We start from the raw sequence: 25,323 nt of genomic DNA on the forward strand, positions 1-25,323 counted from the left end.
TCGATGAGGTGTCACTAGATGTCGATGGGTCGATTCCTGCTCCGACGGAGCGTCCAGGGAATATTCGTCATCTGGGGCGTCGTTACCGTGGTGTTTCTCCTTCGATTCATCACGCCCGGCGACCCCGTCACGTTTATCGCACCGTTGGACGCGAGTCCGCAGTTGAAACAGCGAATCGCTGTCGAACTCGGCTTGAACAAACCGCTGTACGTCCAGTATTTCGAGTATATCACCGGACTCCTGCAAGGGGATATGGGCTACTCGTACATCTCGGGAACGCAGGCCAGCACGCGAATCTTCAACCGCCTTCCTGCGACGCTCGAACTGGCCGTCGCGGCGAGTCTCGTCGCGGTCATCATCTCGATTCCGCTGGGCGTTCTTAGTGCAACGCGACGCCACGAACCGGCGGACTATCTGGCGACGACGTTCTCGCTGGTCGGCATCAGCACGCCGAACTTCTGGCTCGGCATCATGTTGGTGTTGCTGTTGGCCGTCGCCGGACCGCTGCCGACGAGCCAGCGCGGAATCGGCCTGATACCAGCACTGGAGATGGTGTTCACGCAGGGAAGCTTCAACGGGCTCGTGACGTGGTTGAAACACATCTTCCTCCCGGCGATAACGCTGGGGACGTACTTCACCGCGCTCATCACCCGCCTCACGCGGAGCGGAATGTTGGACGAACTCGGGAAGACCTACATCCGGGCATCGCGGGCGAAAGGACTGCCCGAGACCTTGGTTCGGTACAAGCACGCGCTCCGGAACACCCTCATCCCGGTCATCACCGTCCTCGGCTTGCAGTTGGGGACGCTCATCGGCGGGGCAGTCATCACGGAGCAGGTGTTCGCGTGGCCGGGACTCGGCACGCTCATCATCAACTCCATCAACGCTCGTGACTGGCCGCTGATTCAGGGGTCGCTCATCGTCGTCGGCACCGGGTTCGTCGTCGTGAACATCTTCGTGGACGCGCTGTACGCCTACATCAACCCACAGGTGGTGTACGAATGATTTCACCGCGCACGCTTCGCAACCTCAAACGCGAGTTTAGACAGAGTTTGCTGGCGAAAATCGGTGTCGTCGTCGTTATCAGTGTCATCCTCGTCGCGGCGTTCGCGCCGCTCTTGGCACCGCACAATCCGACCCGACAGAATCTGGACGACTCCAATCTGCCGCCGTTAGGATTCAGCAAGCAGACGACGCAGACGAGTTCCCAGTTAGTCAATGGAACCGTGCAAATCGTGAACAACACGACCTACGTCGAGGCACAGCCGTCCCATCCGCTGGGAACCGACCAACTCGGGCGCGACATGCTCTCGCGGGTTATCTACGGCGCGCGAACCTCGCTCCTCGTCGGTCTCTTCGGGACGGCACTGGCGGCACTCATCGGGGTGACCGTCGGACTCGTCGCAGGCTACTACGGGAAAATCGTAGACGACGCACTAATGCGAAGCGCCGATATTATGTTGGCGTTCCCATCGCTCGTGTTAGCGATCGCGTTGGTCGGGTTGTTCAAACGCGCGGTGCTCACGTTCCCCGACCCGCTCGTGGCGTTGGGCGTCGTTTCCGGCATGCCCCAAAAAATTGCGCTTCCGGGGACGGTCATCCTCGTCGTCGCGCTCGTCAACTGGGTGTGGTTCGCCCGCGTTGCACGCGGCGAAGCACTGACGGTGACGGGTGAAGAGTACGTGAAAGCCTCCCGCTCCGTCGGGGCACGCGACACGTTCATCCTGCGCAAGCACATCTTGCCGAACAGTGTGACGCCGATCATCGTGCTGGCGACCATCCAAATCGCAGCCATCATCCTGCTCGAAAGCGCGCTGTCGTACCTCGGTTTTTCCGGGGTGAACCTCTCATGGGGCTTCGACATCTCGCAAGGACGGGATTATCTGGCCACCTCGTGGTGGATTTCGACGGTTCCCGGCCTGGCAATCGTCATCACCGTCATCGGAATCAACCTCCTCGGGGATTGGTTGCGTGACGCCTTAGACCCCGGTATCGAGGGCGAAGGAGGTGGCGTATGAGCGACCTGCTTCGCGTCCGCGACCTCTCGACGCGCTTTTTCACGGAAAAAGGGCAAGTCAACGCCTGCGAATCGCTCAGTTTCGATGTTCGGGAGGAAGAGGTGTTCGGCGTCGTCGGCGAATCCGGGTCGGGAAAGAGCGTCGCCGCGCTCTCCATCATCGACCTCGTGGAGTCGCCCGGCAGAATCACGTCCGGCGAAGTCTGGTATCGTAACCCGACGCTTGCCGAGGAGACGAAAAGCGACCGGCCGGAGGCCGTCGATGGCGAGTTCGTTGACATCCGGCAGTTGACGACCCGCGAACGACGTGCCCTGCGAGGGCCGTCGTTCAGCATGATCTTCCAGGACCCGATGAGCAGTCTGAACCCGTCGATTACCGTCGGCGAGCAGATCGCGGAGGCCGTCGAAGTTCAACAGCGAGCGCGGTCGAACCCGCGTTCGACGCGCTCGCGGACGCAGGGCTACGGGCTCACCAACTTAATCGCGAGCACCGTCCTGCCGTCGCAGGATTACGTCAGCGAGGCGAGTCACGCGAAAGCGGTCTCCCTGCTGGAACAGGTCGGTATTCCCGACCCCGCAGACCGTGCCGAGGAGTACCCACACCAGTTCTCCGGCGGAATGTTACAGCGGGCGATGATTGCACAGGCGCTCGCGGGCGAACCTGATTTGCTCATCGCGGATGAACCGACGACGGCCCTCGACGTGACGATTCAGGCCCAAATCTTGGATCTCCTGCGCGACTTGCAGGAGGACACCGGCATGAGTATCATGCTCATCACGCACAACCTCGGCGTCGTCGCCCGGATGTGCGACCGCGTCGGCGTGATGTACGCCGGGGAATTGGTCGAGCGCGGAACGCTCGAAGACGTGTTCGACGCGCCGGTGCATCCCTACACGCAGGGACTGCTCGGGTCGCTACCGGACTTGGAAAACCCCGACCCGAGACTCCAGCCGATCGAGGGGAACGTCCCCGACCTGCTGGATTCGGAGATGGAAGACAGATGTTACTTCGCCGACCGCTGTCCGAAGGCGATGGAGGAATGCCTTTCCCATCCCTCGATGGACGACGCTGGCGGAAGCACCGAACACGAGGCGCGCTGTGTGCTTACCCGGATGGAATACGACGAGTCGCACGCACTGTCGAAAAACCGGTTCCAACGCGACTCGACCGCCGAAAACAGAGGTGAGAACGAATGACTGACCCACTCCTTCGCGTTTCCGATCTCCAGAAGTACTACTTCGAACAGGATACCCTAACCGACCGACTGCTGGGGCGAGAGCCGAAAAGCGTGAAAGCGGTCGATGGTATCTCGTTCCAGATTCAGGAGGGCGAAACGCTCGGTCTCGTCGGCGAGTCGGGATGCGGCAAATCCACGACCGGCGAAACCTTGCTCAGTCTGCGCGACCCAACCGGCGGGCGCGTCGAGTTCGATGGCCAGGACGTCTACGAACTGAACGATTTGACCGAGTTCAGAAAGCGCGCACAGGTGGTCTTCCAGGACCCGTTCTCCAGCCTCGACCCGCGAATGACGGCGGGCGAAATCATCCGCGAACCACTAGACGTTCACGGTGTCGGCTCGCGGAGTGGGCGCAGGGAACGCGTGCAAGAACTCATGGAGCGCGTCGGCCTTTCGGCGGGGCAGATCGACCGCTATCCACACGAGTTCTCGGGGGGACAGCGCCAACGAATCGGAATCGCGCGAGCACTCGCGTTGGAACCGGATTTCATCGTGCTGGACGAACCGGTGTCGGCACTGGACGTGTCCGTGCAGGCCCAAGTGCTGAACCTCCTCCAGGACTTGCAAAACGAGTTCGGTCTGACCTACCTGTTCATCGCCCACGACCTTTCGGTCGTTCGCCACATCTCCGACCGCGTGGCGGTGATGTATCTCGGCGAAATCGTGGAGGTCGGCCCGGTGGACGAAATCTTCACCGACCCACAACATCCCTACACGCAAGCACTGTTGGAGAGCGTCCCCCGAGCGGACACCAGCGAGCAGGAACGCGACATCCACACGCTATCAGGTGACGTGCCCTCGCCGCGGAATCCACCATCTGGCTGTCACTTCAGGACGCGATGTCCGAACGTCATCCCGCCACGGGATGTGGAGATTCGACAGACCGCGTACCGCGAGGTTATGGATTACCGCGAGCGACTCGAATCCGACGAGATCAGTTTGCCGGGGGTGCGCGAACTGGCCGCCGGGCCTGACGAAAATCCGGCGGAACTGGACGACGAGACGCTCAAAGCCGAGTTGTGGAAAGAACTCTTCACCCATCAACTGGAGGGAGAAAACCGTGCCACCGTCGCCGAATCGTTTGACCGGTTCGTTTCCGACGACCGTGAGGGAGCAATCGAAGTGATGCGGAAGCGGTTCGAAAGCATCTGTGAACGGCAACGGCCGGTTCTCCAGAATCGCGAGCATCCCGCCGCATGTCATCTCTACGACCAACCGGAACCGGCTCCGGAAACGCGCGAAATGGAGTCGTCGGCGGACTGAACTCGAAGCGACGTTCTCGATTTTCAAACCGTCAGGGATCGAATTCCGCGACGATGTTAGACGAAGAGTTATAAGCGAAGAGGCATTACTAGAGGAACCCCGATGGTCGCTCGCGAGTACGATTTCTGGCTTCTCGATCTGGACGGAACACTCATCGATATCGAACCCACGTACATCAGCTCGGTGTTCGACCGTGTGAGCGACCGCCTTGGTCGGGAGTTCACCGAGTACGAATCGGAAATCATCTGGCACGGGCTTGGCGGGTCGCGGGACGCACAACTTCGCGAGTGGGGTATCGACCCGCCGACGTTCTGGGATGCCTTCCACTCGATAGAAGACCCGCAGTTGCGCGCCGAACACACGTTCTTGTACGACGATGCCGCCTTCGTCGCAGACCTGGATTGTCCGGTCGGATTGGTCACCCACTGCCAGCAATTCCTCACCGACCCCGTCATCGACCGTCTCGGCATTCGGGACTGGTTCGATACCGTCGTCTGCTGTGACGAGCAGATGGGGTGGAAACCCGACCCCGCACCGATCAAGTACGCGATGGCCGAGATGGGTGTCGAAAAAACCGACCGTGGTGTCCTCGCGGGCGACGGGTCGAGCGATATCGGTGCGGCATGGAACACCGGTCTCGATGCGGTTCACGTCGAACGCCACGACCCCCACCGTCGGAATCAGTGCGTTCTCGGTGATTACCGAGTCAACAGTTTCGACGAGCTATGGTCGAACGCCGGGCAGGCTATCGAGTACACCGATTAAATCGGAATCGAGCACCTCGCCTAGCGCTTCGACGCCAGCCTTCGATTCTCGGTTCGGGTTCGTCAGCACGCGAACCCGTTCCTCGCCGAGGGAGACGAACCCCAAATCAAGTTTTTCGGCGGTCGCACGCAAGCCGAGTCCCGCGTCCGCCGACCCCGATGCGACTTTCCGCGCCGGGCTTTCGTGCGCTTTGACCGTCATCTCGAATCCCGAAACGGATTCGACGAGTTCGTGGCGAGTCGTCCCGCGTTCGTCGGCGAGGTCAGCGATGGCGTTTCCGAGCGTCGTCCGCAGACCGGAGTCGGTGCCGCGATTGATGAACCGAAGGTCGCGTTCGACCAACTCTTCGAGTCCCTCGATACCCTCGGGATTTCCGGCAGGAACGACCAGACCCCACTCTCGGGAGTAGGACGCGAGTTCGGTTCCGTCACTCGCGTCGGTCGTGTCGCCGGTCGCCACCGCGAAATCCGGGACGCCGTTCCGAAGGCGACGCAGTCCCTCCCGACTGCCAAGCGCGAGATAGCGCGGCGAGTCGAGTCGGTCGAGGAGGCGCGACAGCGCGGGGTCGTCCTCGCCGACGCCGAAGACGGACGGCGGTTGCACGTCCGGCGAAAACAGTCGCACCTCGACCGGCTCGCCTTCCGCGAGGTAGGCCGTGTCCGGCGCGACGGTTACCACGCCGTCGGCCTCCACGAGACTGGTCGTCGCGCCACTTCCTTTGTCCACGGGATAGGCGAGCACACGACCCTGTTCGTCTTCGACCAAACCGGTCGGCATGAGTCGCATTCGTCCCTCCCCGTAGCGTTCTTCCACGGCCATTCGCGCGTCGATGGTCGCCGTGATCGGTTCCGGAACGCCCGCCGCCTTCCGAATGGCCGGTGCGACGAAGGTTCGAAAGATGGTCAGCGCGGAGACGGGATACCCCGGCAGACCGACGTACGCCGAGTTCGGAAACCGGCCGATGAGCATCGGTTTCCCGGGTTTGACGGCGACCCCGTGAAGCAGGAGTTCGCCCTGTGATTCGATGACTCGGTAGATTACGTCCACCGCACTTGCGCTGGTAGACCCCGACGAGAGCACGAGGTCGCACTCCTCGGCGGCCTCCAACAACAGGCGCTCCATCTCGTCATAATCGTCGCCCGCGTGGGGGTAGAGGACGGGTTCACCACCCGCTTCCTCAACTGCCGTGGCGATGGTGTAGCTGTTGACGTCGTAAATCTGGCCGGACCGGTCGGAAAGGGGATTACCGGGACGAACGAGTTCGTCTCCAGTCGAAATGATACCGACACGGGGTTTCCCGCGAACCGGTACCTCGTCCGCGCCGAGCGCGGACAACAACCCGATTTCCCGCGCCGTGAGTTGCGTTCCCGGGCCGAGCGCGAGCTGTCCCGCCGAAACGTCCGCCCCCGCGAGCATGACGTGGTCGCCGGGCGCGAGCGCGGTTCGGATTTCGACGCCATCTTCGTGTTCGTCCGTTCGCTCGACCATCACCACCGCGTCGGCACCGGGTGGCATCACGGCTCCGGTCGAGATTTCGACTGCTTCGCCGTCACTGACCTCGATGCCGGGTTCTTCGCCCGCGTGAACTTCACCGACGAGGTCGAGAATCGCGGGGTCAGCCTCGTCCGCGCCGAAGGTGTCCCGCGCTTGCACCGCATAGCCGTCCATGCTCGCACGGTCGAATCCGGGCACGTCGCGGTCTGCGTCCAGTCGTTCGGCCAGCACCCGGCCGCGCGCTTTTTCCAGTGGGACGTGTTCGGTTTCGGGCGTGAGGTCGAGCGACGCGATGGCCTCGCGAGCATCCTCCGGCTCGGCGAGGTCGCGGAACTCCTTGCGCTCAGTCATGCAGACCACTCCCAGTTCGCAACCGAAACCGTCTCACCTTCGGGTATCCCCTCGCGTTCTTCGGGCACTTCGACCCAGCCGTCCGCCAGCGCGACGCTGGAGAGGACACCGGAACCGCTGGCGCGCGTCGGGGTTGCCGTGCGGTCGTCCAGCGTGACTCGAACGAACGAGCGAATCCCCGGTTCGCTCCGAATTTTCCTGCTGAGGGTCGCGCTCGTCTTCGGCATGGAATCGAACGGCAGGTGGCCAGTCCACTTCAGTGCGGGGCGAAGGAACTGCATCGCATTGATGATGCAGGCGACGGGATACCCCGGAAGCATCACGATTGGTGTCCCTTCGACTCGGCCGAATGCGACTGGATGCCCCGGTTTCAGCGCAACACCGTGGACGAGGAGTTCACCCAGTTCCGATACGACTTCGGGGAGCAAATCGCGCTCACCCACCGACGACCCGCCAGTCGTGACGATGATGTCGTGGTCGAGATTCGATTCGATGGCGTCGCCGAGTGCATCCTCGTCGTCAGTCACGACGTGGTGGTAGGTCGCCTCGCCGCCCCACCGTTCGACGAATCGCGAGACGGTCAACCCGTTCGTTTCGACGACTTGACCGGGGTCGGGATTCGACTCGACCAGTTCTTCGCCGGTCGGAATCACGGCGACACGGGGGCGGTCGTACACCGTCAGTTCTCGGATGCCGACCGATTTCAGCATGCCGAGGTCGGACGGCCTGAGACGATGACCGGGGTCGTACAACGATTGTCCTTCTGCTACGTCCTCGCCGACCGGAGCGACGTTTTCGCCCTCCGCGACTGCATCGAACACTTCGATTTCCTCGCCGAACTCGTCGGTCTGTTCTATCATCACCACGGCGTCCGCGCCGTCGGGAAGTTCGCTTCCGGTGTGGACGCGAACCGCGGCTTTGGGTGCCATCTCGTCGGTTTGGCGGAGAATTTCGGGCGAACGGCCGCTCGCGTCGAAGGTATCCTGTGCTCGGACAGCGAAGCCGTCCATAGCCGCCCGCGAGTAGTGGGGAACGTTTCGCAGGGCGACGACCGCCTCGGCGAGCACCCGTCCGTCCGCCGCATCGAGAGATACGGATTCGGTGCGGTCGTGTCCGGATACCGCCTCCCGGAGTCGGTCGCGGGCGGCCGCCACACGAGTCGTCTCCTTGAATCCGGACTGCTTTCTGTCCGGTTGTTGGTCGCTCATGTCTTCCCGTTCGAGTCGGCGGGCAAAAAGGAAGCGGGGAACACTTATCGTCTGGTGGACATCAATTCCGGTATGACCCTCCCCGATTACCCTTTCGTACTGACAATTCTCTGCGTCAGTTCCCTCGTCGGGTGCGCCATGCTCTGGTATGGCAGTAAAGACCTCCGAGTCGCCTACCGAATCCTGACGAACGACCCAACCGACGTGATGTCGCTCGGCGACGGAACCCCCGTCGAAGTCGAAGGTGTCGCTCACGCCGAGCAAGGAGCCATCACGTCGCCGTTCACCGGAACCGAGTGTTTGGCGTACGAGTACGAAGTGCAGGAGGAAGAGAGCACCCAGCACGGGCGAAACTGGCGCACCATCGACTCGAGTCGGAACCACATCCCGTTCCGTGTCGAGGACAAAACCGCCAGCGCGCTCGTGGACCCTCGCGGCGCTGACTTTCGATTCAACGCCGAGCGTTCGATCGACGTTCGCGGCGGCAAACGACCGCCCGAACGAATCCGGCGGTTCATCGCCGAGAACAAGGACGTAGATTCGGAGGAGCGGTCGCTCGACCTCAAACTGTTCGAACTGAACACCGGAAAGGATAGAAAGTACATCGAGAAGCGGCTCGACCCGGGTGAACCCGTCTATACCCTCGGCGAAGCGCGCTACGATTCGTCCGCCGGAAGCGAGGCGGGCGAAGTGAACATCGTCATCGGCCACGGGGAGAGCGTCCCGCGATTTCTCGTCTCGGATACCAGCGAACGCGGCGCGGCGTGGCGGCTTGCGCGGGGTGGGCTTCCGTACGCGCTCGGGGGAACGGTTTTGTTGGCGATTGCCAGCGTGTTACTGCTGGAGACAATATAATCGGATCAACTCGTCAAAAAGAGAGGCGGTGTTTCGACCGATACGCGATGGACATGCCGATTGCGCCACCGACGGCGGGAGCGATGTACTCCATCCATCTCGTTTCACCTCGTACGGCTGTGTCGAAGACGACGATAGTGGAGTAGACGAAGACGATGAGGAGAGCGAGGAGCGTGATGTGTCTCACATCGTATCTATCGGACGACCGGATAGTAATTGTTGCGAAAAACCTGTTTTGGCACGGGGTTCAACCTCACCTCCGTCGGAACGAATTGTTCTCGCGATTTTACGGCATACATTTCGATATTTTACAGAAGCATCGTCGTCACCGTTAGCACGGGTGGGTTTCGATAGCGCATCTCCCATACCGCACCCTTTTTCGCCTTTGCCTACCAAAACGGAACCATGTCAGCGCTGCGCGATGCGTTGCGAGAACTCCCGGACGCCGTGTTCGCAGACCTACTGGAGAGCGAGGACGCGTATCTCCTCGTCATCGACATGCCCGGCGTCACCGAGGAGACAATCGATATCGACGTGACAGATGGCCGCCTCCAAATCGAAGCGCGGCGTGAGAAGGACGTTCCGATGGAGTTCGACTATTTGAGCGAGGAGCGTTCACTGTTCCTCGATGCCGAGCTCCCGCTTCCGCCGGATGCGACCGGGTCGGGGGCCGAAGCGACCGTCGCGCGGGGCGTCCTCGAAATCGTGTTGCCGAAGCGGTCGGCCGCACCGGACAAGTCCGTGCCTATCAAAGGTCGATAGCCTCGGGTGGTCTCTCTGGCATCTCTCCGCGCGTATCGTCGGTTCTTCGTCGTCGCATGGCACTTCCTGCCGCTCCTGCTGAGCTACGCCCGTGACCGACACCGGTTTTTCGTGTTCGGTCCGTCCCGGCAGGTGGACAGTGAAACCCGAATCGAGCGGGCGGACACGCTTCTCGAATCGCTACTCACGTTGGGGCCGACGTTCATCAAACTCGGTCAACTGCTCTCGACGCGACCGGACATCCTCCCGCCGGAGTACGTCGAGGAACTCTCGAAACTGCAAGACGAGGTTCCACCCGCCGAATGGGCGCGAGCAGAGAACGTGATCGAGTCCGAACTCGGGCGGGTGGACGACAACTTCGGCGAGTTCGACACCGAAGCCATAAGCGGTGCGAGCCTCGGACAGGTGTACGCCGCCAAAATCGACGGCGAGCGAGTCGCGGTGAAGGTTCGCCGACCCGGTATCGAGGAACTGGTCGAAGCCGACCTGCGCGTGATTCGTTGGTCGCTTCCAATCCTGATGCGGTTTATCGGACAGGGTCGAGCGTTCTCGCTCGACAACTTAGCCGACGAGTTTGCCCGAACGATTCGGGAGGAGATGGATTACGACCGGGAGGCGTCGATGCTGGCCGAAATTCGGTCAAACTTCGAAGACGAGGACGACATCGCCATTCCCCGCGTTATCAAGAGTCGCTCTGGCCCGCGCGTCCTCACCATGGAGTACATCGGCGGGACGAAAATCAATCGAGTCGAGGAGTTGGACGAAAAGGATATCGACCGCCACGAACTGGCGACGACGCTCCAGCGTGCCTACCTCCAGATGATAATTCAAGACGGCGTTTTCCACGCCGACCCGCATCCCGGCAATTTGGCGGTCAAAGACGACGGCACCATCGTCTTCTACGACTTCGGCATGAGTGGACACGTAGACGAGTTCATCCAACGCAAAATCGTTGATTTCTACATCGCTGTCGCGAACCAGGATATCGACGGCATTCTGGACTCGCTCATCGAGATGGGCACCCTCAGCCCGGAGGCCGACCGCGCGACGATGGGGAACGTGATGGAACTCGCCATCGAGGACGCTCGCGGCGAGGACATCGAGACCTATCGGGTTCAACAAATCGTCGAGCAAGTGGAAGACACGATTTACGAGTTCCCGCTTCGCCTCCCCTCGAATCTCGCTCTCGTCCTGCGCGTGGCGACGGTGGTCGAAGGCGTTTGTGTCACCTTAGACCCCGGATTCGACTTCATCGCCGTGGCGACGGAGTATCTGACCGAGGAAGGCTACCGCGAGGAATCCATCAAAAAGTACGTCTCCGAGACGAGCGACCAACTGCAAGCCTCGGCCCAGTCGCTCGTCAGAGCGCCACCGAAACTGGAACGGGCGCTAGACCGCATCGACCGCGACGACCTATACGCCCGCGTCAGCATCGAGGACGACAACGAGGTGTTCGACCTGCTGGCCAAACGCCTCATCTACGGCATCCTGCTCGCGTTCGGCGGCCTGACGACGGCGGTGTTGTACGCGGCGGAGGCGATTCCTGCCGCCGCGATTTCGGGTGCGATTTCGCTCCTCATCGTCGGCCTCCTCTATCGCTCGTTCCGCAAGCGGCGCGGAATACGGGCTACTCCGCAGTTCACGCGCCAGAATTTGCGGGAACGGCGTGGAAGGGAGTAACGGAATTTTACCGAACGACGTTCATCAGCTGCATTTCCTCGGGTGCAACCTCGAACCCCCACCGCTCGTAGAAGCTGACGACGTCTTCTCGGCAGCCGAGCGTGATGCTTTCGGCCTGCTGGAGGTCGGGATGCGCGAACAACGCGTCCATGAGAATTCGGCCGAATCCCTCGTTTCGGTGCGTTTCGGCGACGATTACGTCCTCGACGAACGCCCGAAACACGTAGTCGGTCAACACTCGTGCGAATCCGACTAGCTCGTCCGTTTTTTGGTCGCACACCCCGACGAATACGCCGGTTTCGTCGAGCATATGGCGTATTTCTAGGAGGTTTCGGTCGTCCGCCCAATAAGTCGATTCGTAGAGCTCGAAGAGTTGTTCGACCTGTTCGTCGGTTAGTCGATGGACGACATTCGGCTCCATACGGAAACCAACACGAGTTATCAAATCAATCTAGTGACGGGAGAAATACACGATGTTCAAAATATCAGACACACCCCAAATTACTTTTTCACAACACTAACCATCTATTCGAACGTGACATCACACGCTCAGCCCTCCACCACCGCGGCCGACCGAGACAGACGCTGGTGGCTGCTCGTCCTGCCTGGATTGGTATCAACCCTCCTTACAGCGGTCACGTCGGCGGTGTTCGGTATGTCGCCCGCACTACACTCGACGATTCCGGCACCGATCAGATTCGTCTTCGGTGTCGCAGTTCTCACAGCACCCGCCATCGTCGCTATCGGAATTCACTTCGACCGCCGATACGTCGCGTCGGTGTCGGAGTGGGAACCTCGGTCGGAGTACCTCCTCCTCGGGATTACCATGTGGTTCGGTATCGGCATTCCGTTTGGCCTGTTGTATCTGTATCGACGACACAAATACGTCGGCGTACCGTGATTTTTATCGAGCTGATTTAGTTAGCATTGGACAGTCGCGCGGTACCGACGCGCTTGCGTAGCCACTCACCGATGAGGCCACCGATTTTCCCAACCCAGAGGAGGATGCCGATCAAAATAGCGCCAGTGAGAACGGCCGCTACAACCGAAAGTAGAGCGACTAGCCACGAGTCGCCAACGGCATCTAAGAGCATCGGGTGGGCCCACCAATCGATTAGCACTGACCAACTCTGCCAGAGAGCGACTGGAAGCCCTCCAATGAACCCCGTGACTGCTCCTGCTTGAGTGCTTGGTACTGACCGGACTTCATAGAGATAGCCCGAAATTACGCATGCAACAAACAGGGCCATGGCAGATGCAGGGTCGGAGGTCAGGTTCTCTACAATCATAAACGGCATCGAAATGATGCCAAGGAGAACTGCGGTTCGGAATTTCGGAGTACGCAAATCGCGGCGGAGGTTCCGAAACAGGGTCATACGTTAACCATCGTGCCGTGACTGTCTGAATCTATCGTCATACTAACTAATTAGAAGTCGTTGTTACCAGTCAACAGCACGCATCAGATAGTCGCATGCAATCGAATGAAGAAATCGCCACGTCCGCGCTTGCCACGTCCCGTAGCTTTTCGACTGCCCGCGAACAAGGGACGGTATGCAGATAGCGCCATTCAAACTGGAACGCTGGTTCGCCGAGTACGAACACGAGGCGGACATCATGCTGGCCGAAAGCGGTATCCGAAGCCTCGACACCGACCGTTTCGACACGAACCCCGGGGAGTTGGGGTACGTTATTCCGACGAACGGCAACCCTGACTTTCGGGCTGAAGTCGGCGAACGCTACGACCGAACTGCCGACGAGGTTCTCTTTACTTGTGGGACGCAGGAAGCGAACTTTCTGGCGTTTCTGAGTTTGCTGGGCGAAGGTGGCCACGCAGTCGTCGTGACGCCGACCTACCAAGCGCTCCACGCCGTGCCGGAGTCGCTAGGCGAAGTCAGTCGGGTGGGGCTTGAACCCCCGGAATGGAAACTCGACGTTGACGCAGTGGCCGACGCGATTCGAGACGAGACGCGGGTCATCGTACTGAACAATCCAAACAACCCGACTGGACGCTATCATCCACACGAGAAAGTCGAAGCTCTCTACGACCTCGCGGCGGACGCCGGGGCGTACCTTCTCTGCGATGAAGTGTATCGCTTACTCGCGGAGGATCCACTGCCGCCCGTGGCGAGCATGGGCGAACACGGCATCAGCACGACGAGCCTCACAAAAGCGTACGGACTTGCAGGATTGCGATTTGGGTGGTTGGTCGGTGCTGAAGAAGTCGTGGACGGTGCGTGGGAGTGGAAGGATTATACTACGATTTCGCCGGGCATCATCGACCAGCACGTCGCGTGGCAGGCGCTCGGCGAGCAAGAGGACGAAATTTTGGCCGAAAACCGCGAGTTGGCGAAGCGAAATCGAGACAGGGTGCGCGAGTTCGTGGACGAGCACGGACTCGACTGGTACGACCCGGTCGGTGTGAACGGATTCGTCTCGATTCCAGACGGATTCGAGAACGGAAAGGAGTTCTGTCGCAGCGTCGTGGAGGAGGAGAGCGTCGTCCTCGCGCCGGGCGATTTGTTCGGCTACGACCAGTACTTCAGAATCGGGTTCGGGCTTCCTGCCGAGGAGTTAGAAGATGGCTTGGGGAGAGTTTCGGCGTTTCTCGACCGGTAGGAGTGAGGAAATTGCAGTGCTAGCTACCGCCGACTCAAATATACCACCCGGCGCGCGCTTGCACAGTCCCGAGGATAGTGGTCGTCCGAGGGTTTGTGCTGACAGCGTGCGAGGGACGACTGAGTGAGCCGTGCGAACGAAAGAGTCGGCTGGGGAGGACGTGACTCTGGTGGTTCCTCGGTGGGTGAAGGGCGAACGACCGTAGGGAGTGAGGGCTTCGTTTTTTGTCGTGATTTTCTTGCTCTCGTTTGATTAGACTGTGTTGGAGCAAATCGCGACAACAATGAAACCGCTTCCGCACAGCAACCGCACCACATCCTCCCCAACCGATTCCTTCGTCACACCGGAAGAGCTACGCTCTTCCGTGCTCTCGTTCGCTTCGCTCACAAGAACTCCGTTCTTCGGTCGTCCCTCGCGCGTTTCTCGCGTGCCTGAGGTATAATCTCGGAATCCGGTAGTTCACACCCCATCACTGGCTTCGAGATATGCTTCGAGAAGCGGTGGGAAATCACGCCCACGGAGGTAGCGCAGGCCGAAATCCTCGGCCCAGTTGACGATACCCGTATCCTCGGTGACGACGCCAGCGTCGAGTTCGCTGGCGAGGACGAGCAGGTCGAAATCTTCCCGCGAGTCGAGAACCCCGCGTCGAAGCGTCGAACGATACTCGCTCCGCAGGTCGGAGATGACCTCGCCGACGTTCGCTTCGCCGTCGTCGAACGCCTCGCGAACTGCGTTTTCGGAGACGCGCAGGCCCCTATCCACCCGACTGCTCATCTCGGCGATGAACCGATAGACGAGTTCGGCGGGAATCATCACTTCGAATCGAGCGGGATTTTTCTTGATGACCCACGTCTCCAGTTTCGAAAGTACGGATTCCGAAATTCCACGGTCCCGGAGGACGACCGTGAGTTCGTCGTGAACCGAGGGCGGAATATAACAGGAGATGTTGAGCGAGAGCTTCGCCGTGGCGATCGCATCGAGAAGTCGGTCGATGGCCGACTCCAAGTCCTCGTCTTCGTCCCGGATTTCCTCCGTGAGAAAGACCGACGTATCGAGCACGAACCGCTGTTTGAGCGGGTGTTCCGGCATGATTGCTGATTCGCGCGAAAGGACAAAAGCTCTCCCATGCTATTTGTTCACCCCACACATGTCTGAACCCCTGAAAAAAGTTCATAACGATTGATGACCAAGTACAAACTGTAGCGGGAGCCGTGAGGACAAACCGGACGGCCTACATCGATTGGGTGTAGACGCGGAGCAAAAACCAAGTGGTCGGTAACACGACACCGAGGTCAACGCTCCGACGGAGAACCGAAACGACTCAGAAATCGTCGTCAAAGACGATTGTAAAGACCAAGTAACGGACGACGTGAAAACGGCGTTCGTGAAACTGGTGGAAACCAGCAGGGTCGTACGAGTCGTGGAAAACGTCTCTCGTCCGGGTTCTATTCGCGGTTTCCGCTTCTTTCTCGCTGTTATAGCCTTCGAGCGACTGCGCGCGATTTCCAAACGGTTTATACCGAAGCGAACGCAATCCCGCGGTATGGCGAAAGAGCAAAAGGAAGTCCGCGAACTTCAGGAAGGCAATTACGTCATGATGGACGACGCCGCATGTGTCATCAACGCCTACAGCACCGCAAAACCTGGCAAGCACGGCAGTGCCAAAGCCCGAATCGAGGGCAAAGGCGTGTTTGACGAGAAAAAGCGCAGCCTCAGCCAGCCCGTCGACGCGAAAATCTGGGTTCCGATCATCAACCGAAAACAGGGACAGGTCGTCAGCGTCGAGAGCGACACCGTCGCACAGGTCATGGACCTCGAAACCTACGAGACCATCACCATCCAGACGCCCGGGGATATGGACATCTCGCCCGACGACGAGATCGAATACCTCGAAATGGACGAACAGCGTAAAATCGTACGTTAGATGTTCCCCGGCGCGTCCACTGACCGCGGCAAAGCGGAGTTCATGGTGGTGGGTGCGCCGCTCGACGTGTCCACCACGTTTCAGCCCGGTACGCGGTTCGGTCCCGAACGAATCCGCCGATTCGCCCGGACGTTCGACGATTACGACCACCGAACCGGGCAGTTCTTTTCCGACCTCGCAGTGCACGACCACGGCGACGTGTACGCGTGGGACGACGCCGAAGAGTATCTCGAATATGTCGAGGGCGTCCTGACCGATATCGTCTGGGACGGCGCCTGTCCGCTCCTCCTCGGCGGCGAACACACCGTCACAATGGCCGGAGTTCGAGCAACCGAGCCGGACACCTTCGTCTGCCTCGACGCCCACCTCGATTTGCGCGAAGCCTACGACGGCAATCCCTTGAGCCACGCGACCGTCACCCGGCATGTCCTCGACATCGCCGACCATGCCGTCATCCTCGGTGCGCGAACCGGAAGCGAGGATGAATGGGAGCGCGCCGCAGAATCCGACGTGACAGTCGTTCCACCCGAGGAGGTAGCCGACTGGGAACCCGATTTCGAGGGAACGACGTACCTCAGCGTGGATATCGACGGCGCAGACCCCGGATTCGCCCCCGGAACCGGCACCATGGAACCGTTCGGCCTCTCGCCACGGGAGATGCGCGACGTGGTACGTGACGTAGCCGAAGAAACCGAAGTCATCGGATTCGACGTCGTCGAAGTCAACGACCGCGACGACGGACAGGCCGCTTCGTTGGGTGGGAAACTCCTGCGAGAGTTCGTCTTTTCGCATGCGCACGATGGATAAGCTGGAAAACGTAGCGGAACTCGGATTTTTCGACCGTCTCGAAACGCTGACTGACCATGTGGCGCATGCGTCAGCAGGGCTGAGGATGCCGAAGTCCTGCTGAGTATCACGCGAGGGATGAGTATCGCAAGGAGCGGAGCGACTGAGAAACGCAATCGGTTGGGGAGGATGTGGCGAAGGCGGTGCCTTGGCGGATAGAGGGCGAGCGAAGCGAGGGCCGGAGAAAATCGAAGATTTTCACGGGTGAGCAAACGCGAAGCGTTTGCGAGCTACGGAAAACCGACGGTTTTCCGGTACCGCGAAAGATTGTGTCTTTCGCAGACTTCGTTTGGAGTCGTGATTTGCTACAACAGAATCGCCTCAAATAGGGGTGAGCAAATCACGACTCCAATGAAAACCGCCTCTGCCCCACGCCCTCCCCAACCGGTTCGTTCACTCGCTTTCGCTCGTTCAGTCATCCCTCGCACGGTTCCGACTTGACTTCTCGGACGGCCGTGTCCTCAAAGTCTCGCCAGCACGCGCCACAAGGTTAGTTTATTAATCGTAACTCACCGGTTTTCGGTGTTACCTCATCTGGAAAAAATCGAATCAGGAGTTGTCAGGTAGTCTGCGGTCGAAACCGAGTGGCACAGGGTTAGACCCTGAGCACGCGCCGAAGTTTGCTCACGATACGTCGCCTGAACCGTCGTGGCAGGCGTCGCCACGTAAACATTGCCTTGCGGAACTTGCCCATGGTTGGACACCTCGGTTACCGCTTGTCCCCTTCGAAGGGGGAGTAAAAATAGAGCGTGAGAGGCCTTAACCGTGATGGCGGGGAAGCCGAGACTTACAAGCCGACAGCCCTCCGATATATCGGTATGAATCTCGACGAACTGACCGAGGAGTACGACGACCGACTCCGAACGAGCGATTTCGCCGACGTGGATGCGAGCGCGAACGGTCTCCAAGTCGGCCCGGACACGAAGGAAATCGAGCGTGTCGCCTTCGCAGTGGATGCGGCGGAACAGACCATCGAAGAAGCCGCGGCGTGGGACGCAGACGCGCTCGTCGTCCACCACGGCCTGTCGTGGGGCGGCATCGAACGCGTGACGGAACACGACTACCGCCGAATCGCACCACTCATCGAAAACGACGTCGCGCTGTACGTCTCACATCTCCCGCTCGATGCGCATCCGGAACTCGGCAACGCGGCGGGGATTGCGAACCTGCTCGGACTCGATTCCCGGGAACCCTTCGGACGGATGGGGCCGGAACACATCGGCCAGCGTGGACACGGCGAGTTTACGGTCGAAGAAATCCACGACCGATTGGCCGACGAACTCGATACCGGTGGACAGGATGTGCAGGTGTTCGACTTCGGCCCCGACGTAATCGAGGACGTGGCCATCGTCACCGGAAGCGGGGTCGATTGGTTAGACGAGGCCGCGGATGTGGGTGCGGACGCGCTGATTACGGGCGAGGGCAAACAGAAGGTCTACCACGAGGCACGGGAGGCAGGCATCAACGTTTTCCTGGCCGGACACTACGCCACCGAGACGTTCGGCGTGCAGTCGCTTCAGTCGCTCGCGGACGAATGGGGACTGGAAACGACGTTCATCGACGCACCGACGGGGCTGTAACTACCGAATCGTGATGGCTGAACTACCACAGAAATTCGACTGAACTACCTGATTTTTCACACTGATTTTTCGATAATCGTCGTACGATTTCATAGAAATAGATGGTATTAAAAGGGGGGAAGACAAGCACTTAACTGTGTCCTGCGGGTTTCAACGACCCGAGAGGGTCGCCGAGACTATCGGAGTCACGTCTCGGTCTCGCTGGACACGGGCCGTCGCCGACCGGCCCCGATAGCCGAACCCTCGGGTTGCGGCTAATCGAAGCGTCTCTGGCGTCCGACTCCGCGTCATGCGCGCCCTCTGTGGCAGTCGGCAACACAGTTTCTCCTAGTGAGTGACGATGTGAGAGGAATTTTCGGAGCGACCGGAACAGGAAATACGAGGTAGGGGTAGGTCGCAGTAACGCACCCGAATCGCTGTTGGCGGGGAGAACGAACTCTAACCGAGTCGTATTCGTCTATCTCGGGGAGGATGTCACCGTCAAGCGCGACGGTCTACTCATCATTGATTAATCGCGGCGTTCAAGCCGCTAGCTCACACAGCATGGGACATGAGCGACCACCACGAAGACGACCACCACGTTCACCGCGAAGAGTTTCACCACGACCCCATCGCCCACGCGGAAGTCCATGCGGGCATGACGGTCGGCGAACTGGCCGAGGAGTACGGCTCCGCGGGCGTCGGTGCAGCCAACATCCACAAAGCAGTGGACATCTACGCCGAAATGCTTGACGACGACGTGACCAACTTTTTCGGACTCGCCGGGGCGATGGTTCCGACCGGAATGCGCAAAATCGTCGCCGACCTCATCCGCGACGGCCACATCGATGCGCTGGTGACGACCGGCGCAAACCTCACCCACGACGCCATCGAGGGAATCGGCGGGAAACACCACCACGGGAGGGATGAGCAGGATGGAAAATCGATGCGCGACCACGACGAGCAACTGCGCGACGAGGAAGTAGACCGAATCTACAACGTCTATCTTCCACAGGAACATTTCGCGCTGTTCGAGTCGCACCTGCGTTCGGAAGTCTTCCCGAACATCGAGGAGACGGTCAGCATCCAACGCATGACCGAAGAGTTGGGACGCGCAAACAGCGAAGTGAACGAACGCGAAGGAATCGAAGAGGACGCGGGAATCGCCGCCGCCGCCTACGAAAACGACGTTCCAATCTACTGTCCGGCAGTGCAAGACTCCGTCCTCGGCCTTCAAGCATGGATGTACTCCCAAACTAGTAATTTCACCCTGGAAGCCCTGAAGGACATGACCCACCTCACCGACCTCGCGTTCGAAGCCGACAAATCCGGCGCGATGGTTGTCGGTGGCGGCGTGCCGAAAAACTACGTCCTGCAAACCATGCTTGTTTCTCCGAGTGCGTACGATTACGGCGTCCAGTTGACGATGGATCCACCACAAACCGGTGGTCTCTCCGGTGCCACACTGGACGAAGCGCGGTCGTGGGGGAAGTTGGAGAAGGCGGCCCGGAACGTCTCGGTCTACGCCGACGCGACGATTACGCTTCCGCTCGTCGTCGCGGCGGCACGAGAGCGAATCGAATAACCGAATTCAGTATCGGGTGAAGGTACCCGACCCGACCTCGATTTTCACGAGCGTGTTTTCCGGATACGCGCTTGTCCCGGCCCCGTAGCGCGGATTGATTCGAGCGGCGGCCGCCCGCGTCTCTTCCTCATCCTCGATGATGGTCGCCGTTCCCTGTATCGTGACCATCCACTCCGCTTTGCCATCGGTGTCCTGCTGGAACGAGACGGCGACATGCGGATTGTCCCGGATGTTCGCCAGTTTTCGGCCACCCGTGAGAATCGAAATGGTTCCGTCTTGATAGTGGTACCACACCGGCGCGACGTGCGGACGGTCGTTGGAACTGGTCGCGAGGTGGGCCATAATTGAATCTTCGGAGAGCAGAGTTTCGGCTTCGTCGGGGAGCGCGTTCGTCATAGATGGAGAGACGGTCGGCAGGCAGGAAGTGTTTTGGCGTGTCGTGGGAGAGAGTATCAGTCTTTTTGTGCTCGGATGTGTAGGTCGAAGTGGCCGATGACGAAGCTTGCGTTCCGAACTAGTCTGGCGGCTGGTTGTGACGAACCCTATGAGTGCCGAGGCCACAATAACTGAACCGTCGAACCACCGTTTTCGAGAACCAATCCATCGAAAGAGACGTTTTTCTATATCATTGGACGTCGTGGCCTGGACGATACGGTTCGACGCAAGCAACGAGGCTGAAACGAAGGCGGTGTACAGTGCTTGAACGACTACTGTGGATACTGTAGAAGTCCGCGCTCGTTGTGACGGTTCGACCACCGATTCGACAGAAAACCGCGGTATAGTGGCCAAGTGTATGCCAAAACCGACTAATAAAATTATTTGTCTAAAAAACACCGTTCTTTTCGGACGAATGCGGAACCCTTATCCGTCCACTCCATCTTTATGTAGTTGTAATGGCAAACGGTAAAGTTGATTTCTTCAACGACACAGGCGGCTACGGTTTCATTTCGACAGAGGATGCTGACGAGGACGTTTTCTTCCACATGGAAGACGTCGGCGGTGAGGATCTTACGGAAGGTACTGAAATCGAATTCGATATCGAACAGGCTCCCAAGGGGCCACGCGCGACGAACGTCGTTCGTAACTAAATTTTACACTGTCGCCTCGCGGCGACACAGCGTCACTTCGTTTTTTGGTGAACTAATTTCCCGAGAGCGATCGCTTTGGAGAGTCGGTGGTGACAGTCGGCGAGACTCTTTACGAATCGCGTTTCAATACGGCGTATGGGCAGTCACCCATCGCCACAGGTTCCACGCGACTTTCGGGAGCGGGTGGAGTTCTATCTCCTCGACCACAAGACGCCGCTCGGGAAGGCGATCGACATCGCGTTGCTGGGACTGAATCTGGTGTTCGTCGGCGTTTTCGTCGCGCAAACCTACTCCGTTTCGGTGACGATGGAGGCATGGTTGTGGCGCGTCGAGGCCGGTATCGCGCTCGTATTCGTGATGGAGTACCTACTCCGACTGTACGGTGCCCGGAACCGACTGGGCGAGTTCACCAATCCCTATACGATCGTCGATTTGCTTTCGGTACTCCCGACGCTGTCGGTGATGCTGCTGCCCGCCTCGGTGGTCATCGTAAATATCGGCTTCCTGCGAGTCGTTCGCGTCGTCCGCGTGCTGCGATTCTACCGATTTACGCAGGACGAGGAGTTTTTCTTCGGAACTGTCTCGCTCGGCACCCTCCGGGCGATGAAACTCCTGTTGACGGTGCTGGTCATCTTTTTCGTTTCCGCCGGACTGTTCTACAGCGTCGAGTTTCGGGCAAATCCCAGAGTCAACAACTTCGGCGATGCATTCTATTACACGGTCGTCACCCTCACGACCGTTGGGTTTGGCGACATCGTCCCGGTAACGCACTTGGGGCGATGGGTGACGGTTGCGGGCGTTCTCACCGCAATCATCCTCATCCCATGGCAGGCGGGGAAGATAGTTCGGGAGTGGACAGACAGGGAGAAAGTTAACGTCACCTGCCCGCAGTGTGGACTCTCCTACCACGACCCGGATGCGTCCCACTGCAAGGCGTGTGGACACGTCATCTATCAGAAATACGATTCCCGACAGTAGGGAAAATCCGGACGCGTTCGAGGCGGCAAATCACCGCGTTATCCATGCAGTACCTCTAAAAACGACGATAGAACCAGTATATGCCAGTACTATTACTGTTCGTAGTTCATCAATGAAAGCATCCGCCACAGTGGAAGTGTTCCGGCCGATAGACGAGGTATTCGAATACATCGCGAACGTCGAGAACATGAACCAGTGGGTCGTAAGCGTCGGTGAGACGAAGCGAGTTTCGGGCGACGGCACTGGTGTCGGTGACAGATACGAGAGTTCCTACACCTACGGTGGAAAGACCCACGACATGAACTTCGAGGTGACCGAGTACGAGTCGCCGACGAGGTTCGGCATAACCGCACCGGAGGGGCCGTTTGCCTTCGACGGGAGATTGGAACTCGAAGCGACCGAGCGCGGGACGCTCGTCACGAATACCATCGACAACGAGGCGGATGGACGGTTCACTGCGTTCATGTTCACCGTGTTCAAGCCGATTATGCGATGGCTGATGGCGCGACGACTCCGAGAGGAACTCAGCGAACTAAAATCGGTGTTAGAGGGGAACGGAAGTTCGGTTTCGGGGCCAAATCAAGCAGGGCCTTCCGGAGTGTGAGCCGCGACGGCGTCGGTCGAACGATTGCGTTTGTGCGCCGAAATCGAGGAATTATTTACTCGGTTCCGAAATCACGATTCCGCCAAAAATCGTGTTATGACACCACTAAGGGCGCTGTAAACCGTGCATAATTATAGGCGTCTACGTACCTCTCATGAGTACGATGTCAGACAGTGGGCAGGCAGTCCGACCCCTGAAAGAGACGCTCCCTAATCCGACAGAGGCAGACAATGTCATCTACAATCCGTCACTCGAAGAGCTCCGCGAGTTCTCGCGCGAGTTCGAAACCACGGCGGAGTTCGGATCCCCGTCCTACGTGAGCCGCGAACGCTCCCGTAACGCGGACAAGACGAAGAACGCGATAGACGACGAGTTCGGCTCGGAGGATTACGCGCACGTCGAGGACGCCCTCGAATACGCGATGGACAACGAAATCCTCTGTATTGACCGCCAGATGGGTCGTCACGAAGAGCACTCCTACCGATGCCGGTTGTACGTCCCGAAGGAGTACGGCCGCATCGCCCTCGCATGGGCAAAGCTGTTCGAACCCGTAGACGGTGAGGGCGAACCGGATTTCGTCACCGTACAGGTTCCCGAATGGGACGAAATCGCGGTTCGTATCCTTCCCAAAGAAGGCCTCACCGCGGTTCTCGGTAGCGACTACACCGGCGAGGCGAAGAAGTCGTTCCTCCGTCTGTTCATGTTCCACGCCAAGCGAAAGGGCGGCCTCGGCCTCCACGCGGGCAGCAAGCGAGTCACACTCCGTGACGCCGACGGCGATCTCCAGAACGTCGGGCAGGCGTTCCTCGGCCTCTCGGCGACCGGCAAATCGACGCTGACGGCTCACGGCCTCTGGTTGGAGGAGGAGGACGGCGAGACGGCGACAATGCTTCAGGACGACGTTTGTGCTCTCCTCCCCGATGGCTCCATCGCTGGCAGTGAAGGCAACGGACTGTACGTCAAAACCATCGGACTGGATGCCGACGAACAGCCCTCGATGTACGAGGCTGTAACCCACGAATCCGCAGTCCTCGAAAACGTCGATGTCGCCGACGACGGAACCGTGGACTTCGACAGCGACCTCCACACCTCGAACGGCCGGGCCATCATCCTCCGTGACCAGCTCGCGTCTGCAGGCGAGGATATCGACCTCGACGGGGTTGACCAAGTGTTCTTCATCACCCGCAATCCGGTCATGCCGCCGGTCGCCAAACTGTCGTCCGAGGAGGCCGCGGTGGCGTTCATGCTCGGCGAATCCATCGAAACCAGCGCTGGTGACCCGTCGAAGGCTGGCGAATCCATCCGCGTGGTCGGCACTAACCCGTTCATCGTCGGCTCGAAAGGCGAGGAGGGCAACCGTTTCCGCACCCTCATCGATAACCTCGGCGTGGACTGTTTCGTCCTCAACACGGGCCACCTCGGCGAGAAGGATATCGGCGTGAAAGAGTCGGTGACACTCCTTCGAGAAATCGCTCGCGGCACGGTCGAGTGGACTGAGGACGAAGCGACGGGCCTCTCCGTCCCGAGTTCAGTGCCCGGTATCGACATCGAGGAGTTCGGCGTGGCCGACAACGTCACCGACTACGAGTCGGAACTGGAGAACCTACGCACCGAGCGTCAGGTACACCTCGACACGTTCGAAGACTTGGACGAAGACATCAGGGACTCGGTTTACTGAACGACCCACTCGCGGTTTCTCCGCACCGAAATCGGTTTTTGCGTTTTCGGTAGTTCGCTGACGTCGTTTTTCACGTTCCGTACCCGACACGACAGTGTGGCAACAATAAAAAATGAATCCGATAGTCGTTCGTCGGAGCAGTCTTTCTATCCCGAATCGAGACCGTCCCTCACCGTGTCGAAATCCAAGTCGATGTCCACCGGTTCCGTGAAGACGAGTCGATAGCCGTCGGGGTCGGCGAGCGTCACCTGCCGCGTATTCCACGGCGTCTCGGCGGGCGCACTTACAACGGTGGTGTCGTGCGATTGTGCCCGCTCGAACACGTCGTCTACCGTCTCGTTTTCGACGTTGAAGGTGAGCGACATTCCAGAACCGCCGAGTTCGGATGCTGCTTGCTCTCCTTGCCCCCGGTTATTGGATTCGTCGGCGGGAACGAGCATTACGTCGGCGTACTTTCGATAGCGAAGGTGAGAGACTCCCGGCAACGGTGCAACCTCCCGAAATCCGGCGACCTCGCGATACCAGCCGGTCGAGCCGTCCACGTCGGTCACTTCCAACGTGACGAACATCGGCATCGGATAGATGTCGGGGTCGTTCGTTTCGTCCGTCGGGTTCGATTCGGTCGGCGGTTTCGATTCGGTTGTTCGACTCTGCTCGTCGATCGGTCGTGATTCTTCGTCCGTCGATTCGTCGTTTGGTGTTGGCATCTGTCGTGAATTCTGTAGCGTTGTCACTGCGTACTGTGTCTATGCAGTTCCGAAAGCAGAAGCTCGACCCACGTCGAGTGGCGTGCTCGACGCAGAGCGAACGGA

General features: G+C 59.5%; 27 protein-coding genes. 18 read left to right on the top strand and 9 right to left on the bottom strand.

Going from position 1 to position 25,323, the window contains the following annotated elements:
- The first annotated feature begins 18 nt into the window (after positions 1-18).
- The 5 genes from ACN2TU_RS09140 to ACN2TU_RS09160 all read left to right on the top strand — a co-directional run bounded on the left by ACN2TU_RS09140 (position 19) and on the right by ACN2TU_RS09160 (position 5,283).
- Positions 19-1,005 carry an ABC transporter permease gene (locus ACN2TU_RS09140; protein WP_435154810.1) on the top strand — a complete coding sequence of 329 codons (987 nt, stop codon included), beginning with the start codon at positions 19-21 and terminating at the stop codon, positions 1,003-1,005.
- Positions 1,002-2,018 (top strand): ABC transporter permease, encoded by a 1,017-nt coding sequence (locus ACN2TU_RS09145; RefSeq protein WP_435154811.1) that lies wholly within the window; start codon positions 1,002-1,004, stop codon positions 2,016-2,018. Before ACN2TU_RS09140 ends, ACN2TU_RS09145 begins: the two co-directional genes overlap by 4 nt.
- Positions 2,015-3,214, top strand: coding sequence for an ABC transporter ATP-binding protein (locus tag ACN2TU_RS09150; RefSeq protein ID WP_435154812.1), 1,200 nt, complete (start codon positions 2,015-2,017; stop codon positions 3,212-3,214). Before ACN2TU_RS09145 ends, ACN2TU_RS09150 begins: the two co-directional genes overlap by 4 nt.
- Positions 3,211-4,518, top strand: coding sequence for an ABC transporter ATP-binding protein (locus ACN2TU_RS09155; RefSeq protein ID WP_435154813.1), 1,308 nt, complete (start codon positions 3,211-3,213; stop codon positions 4,516-4,518). The genes ACN2TU_RS09150 and ACN2TU_RS09155 overlap by 4 nt, the downstream gene beginning before the upstream one ends.
- 102 nt (positions 4,519-4,620) lie before the next feature.
- On the top strand, positions 4,621-5,283 hold the full coding sequence (locus tag ACN2TU_RS09160) for an HAD family hydrolase (protein ID WP_435154814.1): 663 nt from the start codon (positions 4,621-4,623) through the stop codon (positions 5,281-5,283).
- Here the strand turns inward: ACN2TU_RS09160 and ACN2TU_RS09165 are convergent.
- Positions 5,242-7,128 carry a molybdopterin biosynthesis protein gene (locus tag ACN2TU_RS09165; RefSeq protein ID WP_435154816.1) on the bottom strand — a complete coding sequence of 629 codons (1,887 nt, stop codon included), beginning with the start codon at positions 7,126-7,128 and terminating at the stop codon, positions 5,242-5,244. The two genes, ACN2TU_RS09160 and ACN2TU_RS09165, sit on opposite strands and share 42 nt — an antisense overlap.
- Positions 7,125-8,336 (bottom strand): molybdopterin molybdotransferase MoeA, encoded by a 1,212-nt coding sequence (locus tag ACN2TU_RS09170; RefSeq protein WP_435154817.1) that lies wholly within the window; start codon positions 8,334-8,336, stop codon positions 7,125-7,127. The genes ACN2TU_RS09165 and ACN2TU_RS09170 overlap by 4 nt, the downstream gene beginning before the upstream one ends.
- A gap of 72 nt (positions 8,337-8,408) precedes the next feature.
- Here ACN2TU_RS09170 and ACN2TU_RS09175 point away from each other — a divergent pair, with 72 nt between their 5' ends.
- Positions 8,409-9,191 carry a GIDE domain-containing protein gene (locus ACN2TU_RS09175; RefSeq protein ID WP_435154819.1) on the top strand — a complete coding sequence of 261 codons (783 nt, stop codon included), beginning with the start codon at positions 8,409-8,411 and terminating at the stop codon, positions 9,189-9,191.
- 13 nt (positions 9,192-9,204) lie between these two features.
- Here ACN2TU_RS09175 and ACN2TU_RS09180 read toward each other — a convergent pair whose 3' ends face one another.
- Positions 9,205-9,378 (bottom strand): hypothetical protein, encoded by a 174-nt coding sequence (locus tag ACN2TU_RS09180; RefSeq protein WP_435154820.1) that lies wholly within the window; start codon positions 9,376-9,378, stop codon positions 9,205-9,207.
- Positions 9,379-9,596: 218 nt separating this feature from the next.
- On the opposite strand from ACN2TU_RS09180, the gene ACN2TU_RS09185 reads away from it, so the two are divergent.
- Together ACN2TU_RS09185 and ACN2TU_RS09190 are read left to right on the top strand one after the other, a co-directional pair.
- On the top strand, positions 9,597-9,953 hold the full coding sequence (locus tag ACN2TU_RS09185; RefSeq protein ID WP_435154821.1) for an Hsp20/alpha crystallin family protein: 357 nt from the start codon (positions 9,597-9,599) through the stop codon (positions 9,951-9,953).
- A gap of 6 nt (positions 9,954-9,959) precedes the next feature.
- Positions 9,960-11,633, top strand: a complete 1,674-nt coding sequence (locus ACN2TU_RS09190) for an ABC1 kinase family protein (RefSeq protein WP_435154823.1) — start codon at positions 9,960-9,962, stop codon at positions 11,631-11,633.
- 7 nt (positions 11,634-11,640) lie between these two features.
- Here the strand turns inward: ACN2TU_RS09190 and ACN2TU_RS09195 are convergent, their stop codons facing one another.
- Positions 11,641-12,054, bottom strand: coding sequence for a GNAT family N-acetyltransferase (locus ACN2TU_RS09195; protein ID WP_435154824.1), 414 nt, complete (start codon positions 12,052-12,054; stop codon positions 11,641-11,643).
- 114 nt (positions 12,055-12,168) lie between these two features.
- Between ACN2TU_RS09195 and ACN2TU_RS09200 the strand changes: the two genes are divergently transcribed.
- The gene (locus tag ACN2TU_RS09200) at positions 12,169-12,534 is read left to right on the top strand and encodes a hypothetical protein (RefSeq protein WP_435154826.1); all 366 of its coding nucleotides are present in this window, start codon (positions 12,169-12,171) and stop codon (positions 12,532-12,534) included.
- 16 nt (positions 12,535-12,550) lie between these two features.
- On the opposite strand, the gene ACN2TU_RS09205 is transcribed toward ACN2TU_RS09200, so the two are convergent.
- Complete coding sequence (locus ACN2TU_RS09205; RefSeq protein ID WP_435154828.1) at positions 12,551-13,009, bottom strand: DUF5518 domain-containing protein; 459 nt, start codon at positions 13,007-13,009, stop codon at positions 12,551-12,553.
- Between the two features lie 175 nt (positions 13,010-13,184).
- Here ACN2TU_RS09205 and ACN2TU_RS09210 point away from each other — a divergent pair, with 175 nt between their 5' ends.
- Positions 13,185-14,249 (top strand): aminotransferase class I/II-fold pyridoxal phosphate-dependent enzyme, encoded by a 1,065-nt coding sequence (locus ACN2TU_RS09210; protein WP_435154830.1) that lies wholly within the window; start codon positions 13,185-13,187, stop codon positions 14,247-14,249.
- Positions 14,250-14,708: 459 nt separating this feature from the next.
- Here ACN2TU_RS09210 and ACN2TU_RS09215 read toward each other — a convergent pair whose 3' ends face one another.
- A complete protein-coding gene (locus tag ACN2TU_RS09215; RefSeq protein ID WP_435154831.1) occupies positions 14,709-15,338 on the bottom strand; it encodes an RNA ligase partner protein in 630 nt (209 codons plus the stop codon).
- Between the two features lie 454 nt (positions 15,339-15,792).
- Between ACN2TU_RS09215 and ACN2TU_RS09220 the strand changes: the two genes are divergently transcribed.
- The 3 genes from ACN2TU_RS09220 (at position 15,793) to ACN2TU_RS09230 (ending at position 18,599) form a co-directional block, all read left to right on the top strand.
- Positions 15,793-16,173, top strand: coding sequence for a translation initiation factor IF-5A (locus ACN2TU_RS09220; protein ID WP_435154833.1), 381 nt, complete (start codon positions 15,793-15,795; stop codon positions 16,171-16,173).
- On the top strand, positions 16,174-16,980 hold the full coding sequence (speB, locus tag ACN2TU_RS09225; RefSeq protein ID WP_435154835.1) for an agmatinase: 807 nt from the start codon (positions 16,174-16,176) through the stop codon (positions 16,978-16,980).
- A gap of 857 nt (positions 16,981-17,837) precedes the next feature.
- Positions 17,838-18,599: a Nif3-like dinuclear metal center hexameric protein gene (locus ACN2TU_RS09230; protein ID WP_435154837.1), complete on the top strand. Its 762-nt coding sequence runs from the start codon at positions 17,838-17,840 to the stop codon at positions 18,597-18,599.
- A 150-nt stretch (positions 18,600-18,749) separates the two neighbouring features.
- Here ACN2TU_RS09230 and ACN2TU_RS09235 read toward each other — a convergent pair whose 3' ends face one another.
- Positions 18,750-18,890: a hypothetical protein gene (locus ACN2TU_RS09235; protein ID WP_435154839.1), complete on the bottom strand. Its 141-nt coding sequence runs from the start codon at positions 18,888-18,890 to the stop codon at positions 18,750-18,752.
- 259 nt (positions 18,891-19,149) lie between these two features.
- Here ACN2TU_RS09235 and ACN2TU_RS09240 point away from each other — a divergent pair, with 259 nt between their 5' ends.
- The gene (locus tag ACN2TU_RS09240) at positions 19,150-20,163 is read left to right on the top strand and encodes a deoxyhypusine synthase (RefSeq protein WP_435154840.1); all 1,014 of its coding nucleotides are present in this window, start codon (positions 19,150-19,152) and stop codon (positions 20,161-20,163) included.
- A gap of 6 nt (positions 20,164-20,169) precedes the next feature.
- Here ACN2TU_RS09240 and ACN2TU_RS09245 read toward each other — a convergent pair whose 3' ends face one another.
- Positions 20,170-20,559, bottom strand: coding sequence for a pyridoxamine 5'-phosphate oxidase family protein (locus ACN2TU_RS09245; RefSeq protein ID WP_435154842.1), 390 nt, complete (start codon positions 20,557-20,559; stop codon positions 20,170-20,172).
- Between the two features lie 497 nt (positions 20,560-21,056).
- Between ACN2TU_RS09245 and ACN2TU_RS09250 the strand changes: the two genes are divergently transcribed.
- From ACN2TU_RS09250 to ACN2TU_RS09265, 4 genes are all read left to right on the top strand, one after another.
- Positions 21,057-21,251, top strand: coding sequence for a cold-shock protein (locus tag ACN2TU_RS09250; protein WP_266078150.1), 195 nt, complete (start codon positions 21,057-21,059; stop codon positions 21,249-21,251).
- 135 nt (positions 21,252-21,386) lie between these two features.
- Positions 21,387-22,229 (top strand): ion transporter, encoded by an 843-nt coding sequence (locus ACN2TU_RS09255; protein ID WP_435154844.1) that lies wholly within the window; start codon positions 21,387-21,389, stop codon positions 22,227-22,229.
- Between the two features lie 112 nt (positions 22,230-22,341).
- Positions 22,342-22,833, top strand: a complete 492-nt coding sequence (locus ACN2TU_RS09260) for an SRPBCC family protein (protein ID WP_435154846.1) — start codon at positions 22,342-22,344, stop codon at positions 22,831-22,833.
- 163 nt (positions 22,834-22,996) lie between these two features.
- Positions 22,997-24,511, top strand: a complete 1,515-nt coding sequence (locus tag ACN2TU_RS09265; RefSeq protein ID WP_435156160.1) for a phosphoenolpyruvate carboxykinase (ATP) — start codon at positions 22,997-22,999, stop codon at positions 24,509-24,511.
- Positions 24,512-24,657: 146 nt separating this feature from the next.
- Here the strand turns inward: ACN2TU_RS09265 and ACN2TU_RS09270 are convergent, their stop codons facing one another.
- Complete coding sequence (locus ACN2TU_RS09270) at positions 24,658-25,218, bottom strand: VOC family protein (protein ID WP_435154848.1); 561 nt, start codon at positions 25,216-25,218, stop codon at positions 24,658-24,660.
- Between the last annotated feature and the right edge of the window lie 105 nt (positions 25,219-25,323).

The organism is Haladaptatus marinus, assembly GCF_051194195.1.

Coding starts and splice junctions, on each gene's coding strand:
- ACN2TU_RS09140 (WP_435154810.1), top strand. CDS start 19: ATGTCGATGGGTCGATTCCTGCTCCGACGGAGCGTCCAGGGAATATTC.
- ACN2TU_RS09145 (WP_435154811.1), top strand. CDS start 1,002: ATGATTTCACCGCGCACGCTTCGCAACCTCAAACGCGAGTTTAGACAG.
- ACN2TU_RS09150 (WP_435154812.1), top strand. CDS start 2,015: ATGAGCGACCTGCTTCGCGTCCGCGACCTCTCGACGCGCTTTTTCACG.
- ACN2TU_RS09155 (WP_435154813.1), top strand. CDS start 3,211: ATGACTGACCCACTCCTTCGCGTTTCCGATCTCCAGAAGTACTACTTC.
- ACN2TU_RS09160 (WP_435154814.1), top strand. CDS start 4,621: ATGGTCGCTCGCGAGTACGATTTCTGGCTTCTCGATCTGGACGGAACA.
- ACN2TU_RS09165 (WP_435154816.1), bottom strand. CDS start 7,128: ATGACTGAGCGCAAGGAGTTCCGCGACCTCGCCGAGCCGGAGGATGCT.
- ACN2TU_RS09170 (WP_435154817.1), bottom strand. CDS start 8,336: ATGAGCGACCAACAACCGGACAGAAAGCAGTCCGGATTCAAGGAGACG.
- ACN2TU_RS09175 (WP_435154819.1), top strand. CDS start 8,409: ATGACCCTCCCCGATTACCCTTTCGTACTGACAATTCTCTGCGTCAGT.
- ACN2TU_RS09185 (WP_435154821.1), top strand. CDS start 9,597: ATGTCAGCGCTGCGCGATGCGTTGCGAGAACTCCCGGACGCCGTGTTC.
- ACN2TU_RS09195 (WP_435154824.1), bottom strand. CDS start 12,054: ATGGAGCCGAATGTCGTCCATCGACTAACCGACGAACAGGTCGAACAA.
- ACN2TU_RS09205 (WP_435154828.1), bottom strand. CDS start 13,009: ATGACCCTGTTTCGGAACCTCCGCCGCGATTTGCGTACTCCGAAATTC.
- ACN2TU_RS09210 (WP_435154830.1), top strand. CDS start 13,185: ATGCAGATAGCGCCATTCAAACTGGAACGCTGGTTCGCCGAGTACGAA.
- ACN2TU_RS09215 (WP_435154831.1), bottom strand. CDS start 15,338: ATGCCGGAACACCCGCTCAAACAGCGGTTCGTGCTCGATACGTCGGTC.
- ACN2TU_RS09220 (WP_435154833.1), top strand. CDS start 15,793: ATGGCGAAAGAGCAAAAGGAAGTCCGCGAACTTCAGGAAGGCAATTAC.
- speB (WP_435154835.1), top strand. CDS start 16,174: ATGTTCCCCGGCGCGTCCACTGACCGCGGCAAAGCGGAGTTCATGGTG.
- ACN2TU_RS09230 (WP_435154837.1), top strand. CDS start 17,838: ATGAATCTCGACGAACTGACCGAGGAGTACGACGACCGACTCCGAACG.
- ACN2TU_RS09235 (WP_435154839.1), bottom strand. CDS start 18,890: ATGACGCGGAGTCGGACGCCAGAGACGCTTCGATTAGCCGCAACCCGA.
- ACN2TU_RS09240 (WP_435154840.1), top strand. CDS start 19,150: ATGAGCGACCACCACGAAGACGACCACCACGTTCACCGCGAAGAGTTT.
- ACN2TU_RS09245 (WP_435154842.1), bottom strand. CDS start 20,559: ATGACGAACGCGCTCCCCGACGAAGCCGAAACTCTGCTCTCCGAAGAT.
- ACN2TU_RS09250 (WP_266078150.1), top strand. CDS start 21,057: ATGGCAAACGGTAAAGTTGATTTCTTCAACGACACAGGCGGCTACGGT.
- ACN2TU_RS09255 (WP_435154844.1), top strand. CDS start 21,387: ATGGGCAGTCACCCATCGCCACAGGTTCCACGCGACTTTCGGGAGCGG.
- ACN2TU_RS09260 (WP_435154846.1), top strand. CDS start 22,342: ATGAAAGCATCCGCCACAGTGGAAGTGTTCCGGCCGATAGACGAGGTA.
- ACN2TU_RS09265 (WP_435156160.1), top strand. CDS start 22,997: ATGTCAGACAGTGGGCAGGCAGTCCGACCCCTGAAAGAGACGCTCCCT.
- ACN2TU_RS09270 (WP_435154848.1), bottom strand. CDS start 25,218: ATGCCAACACCAAACGACGAATCGACGGACGAAGAATCACGACCGATC.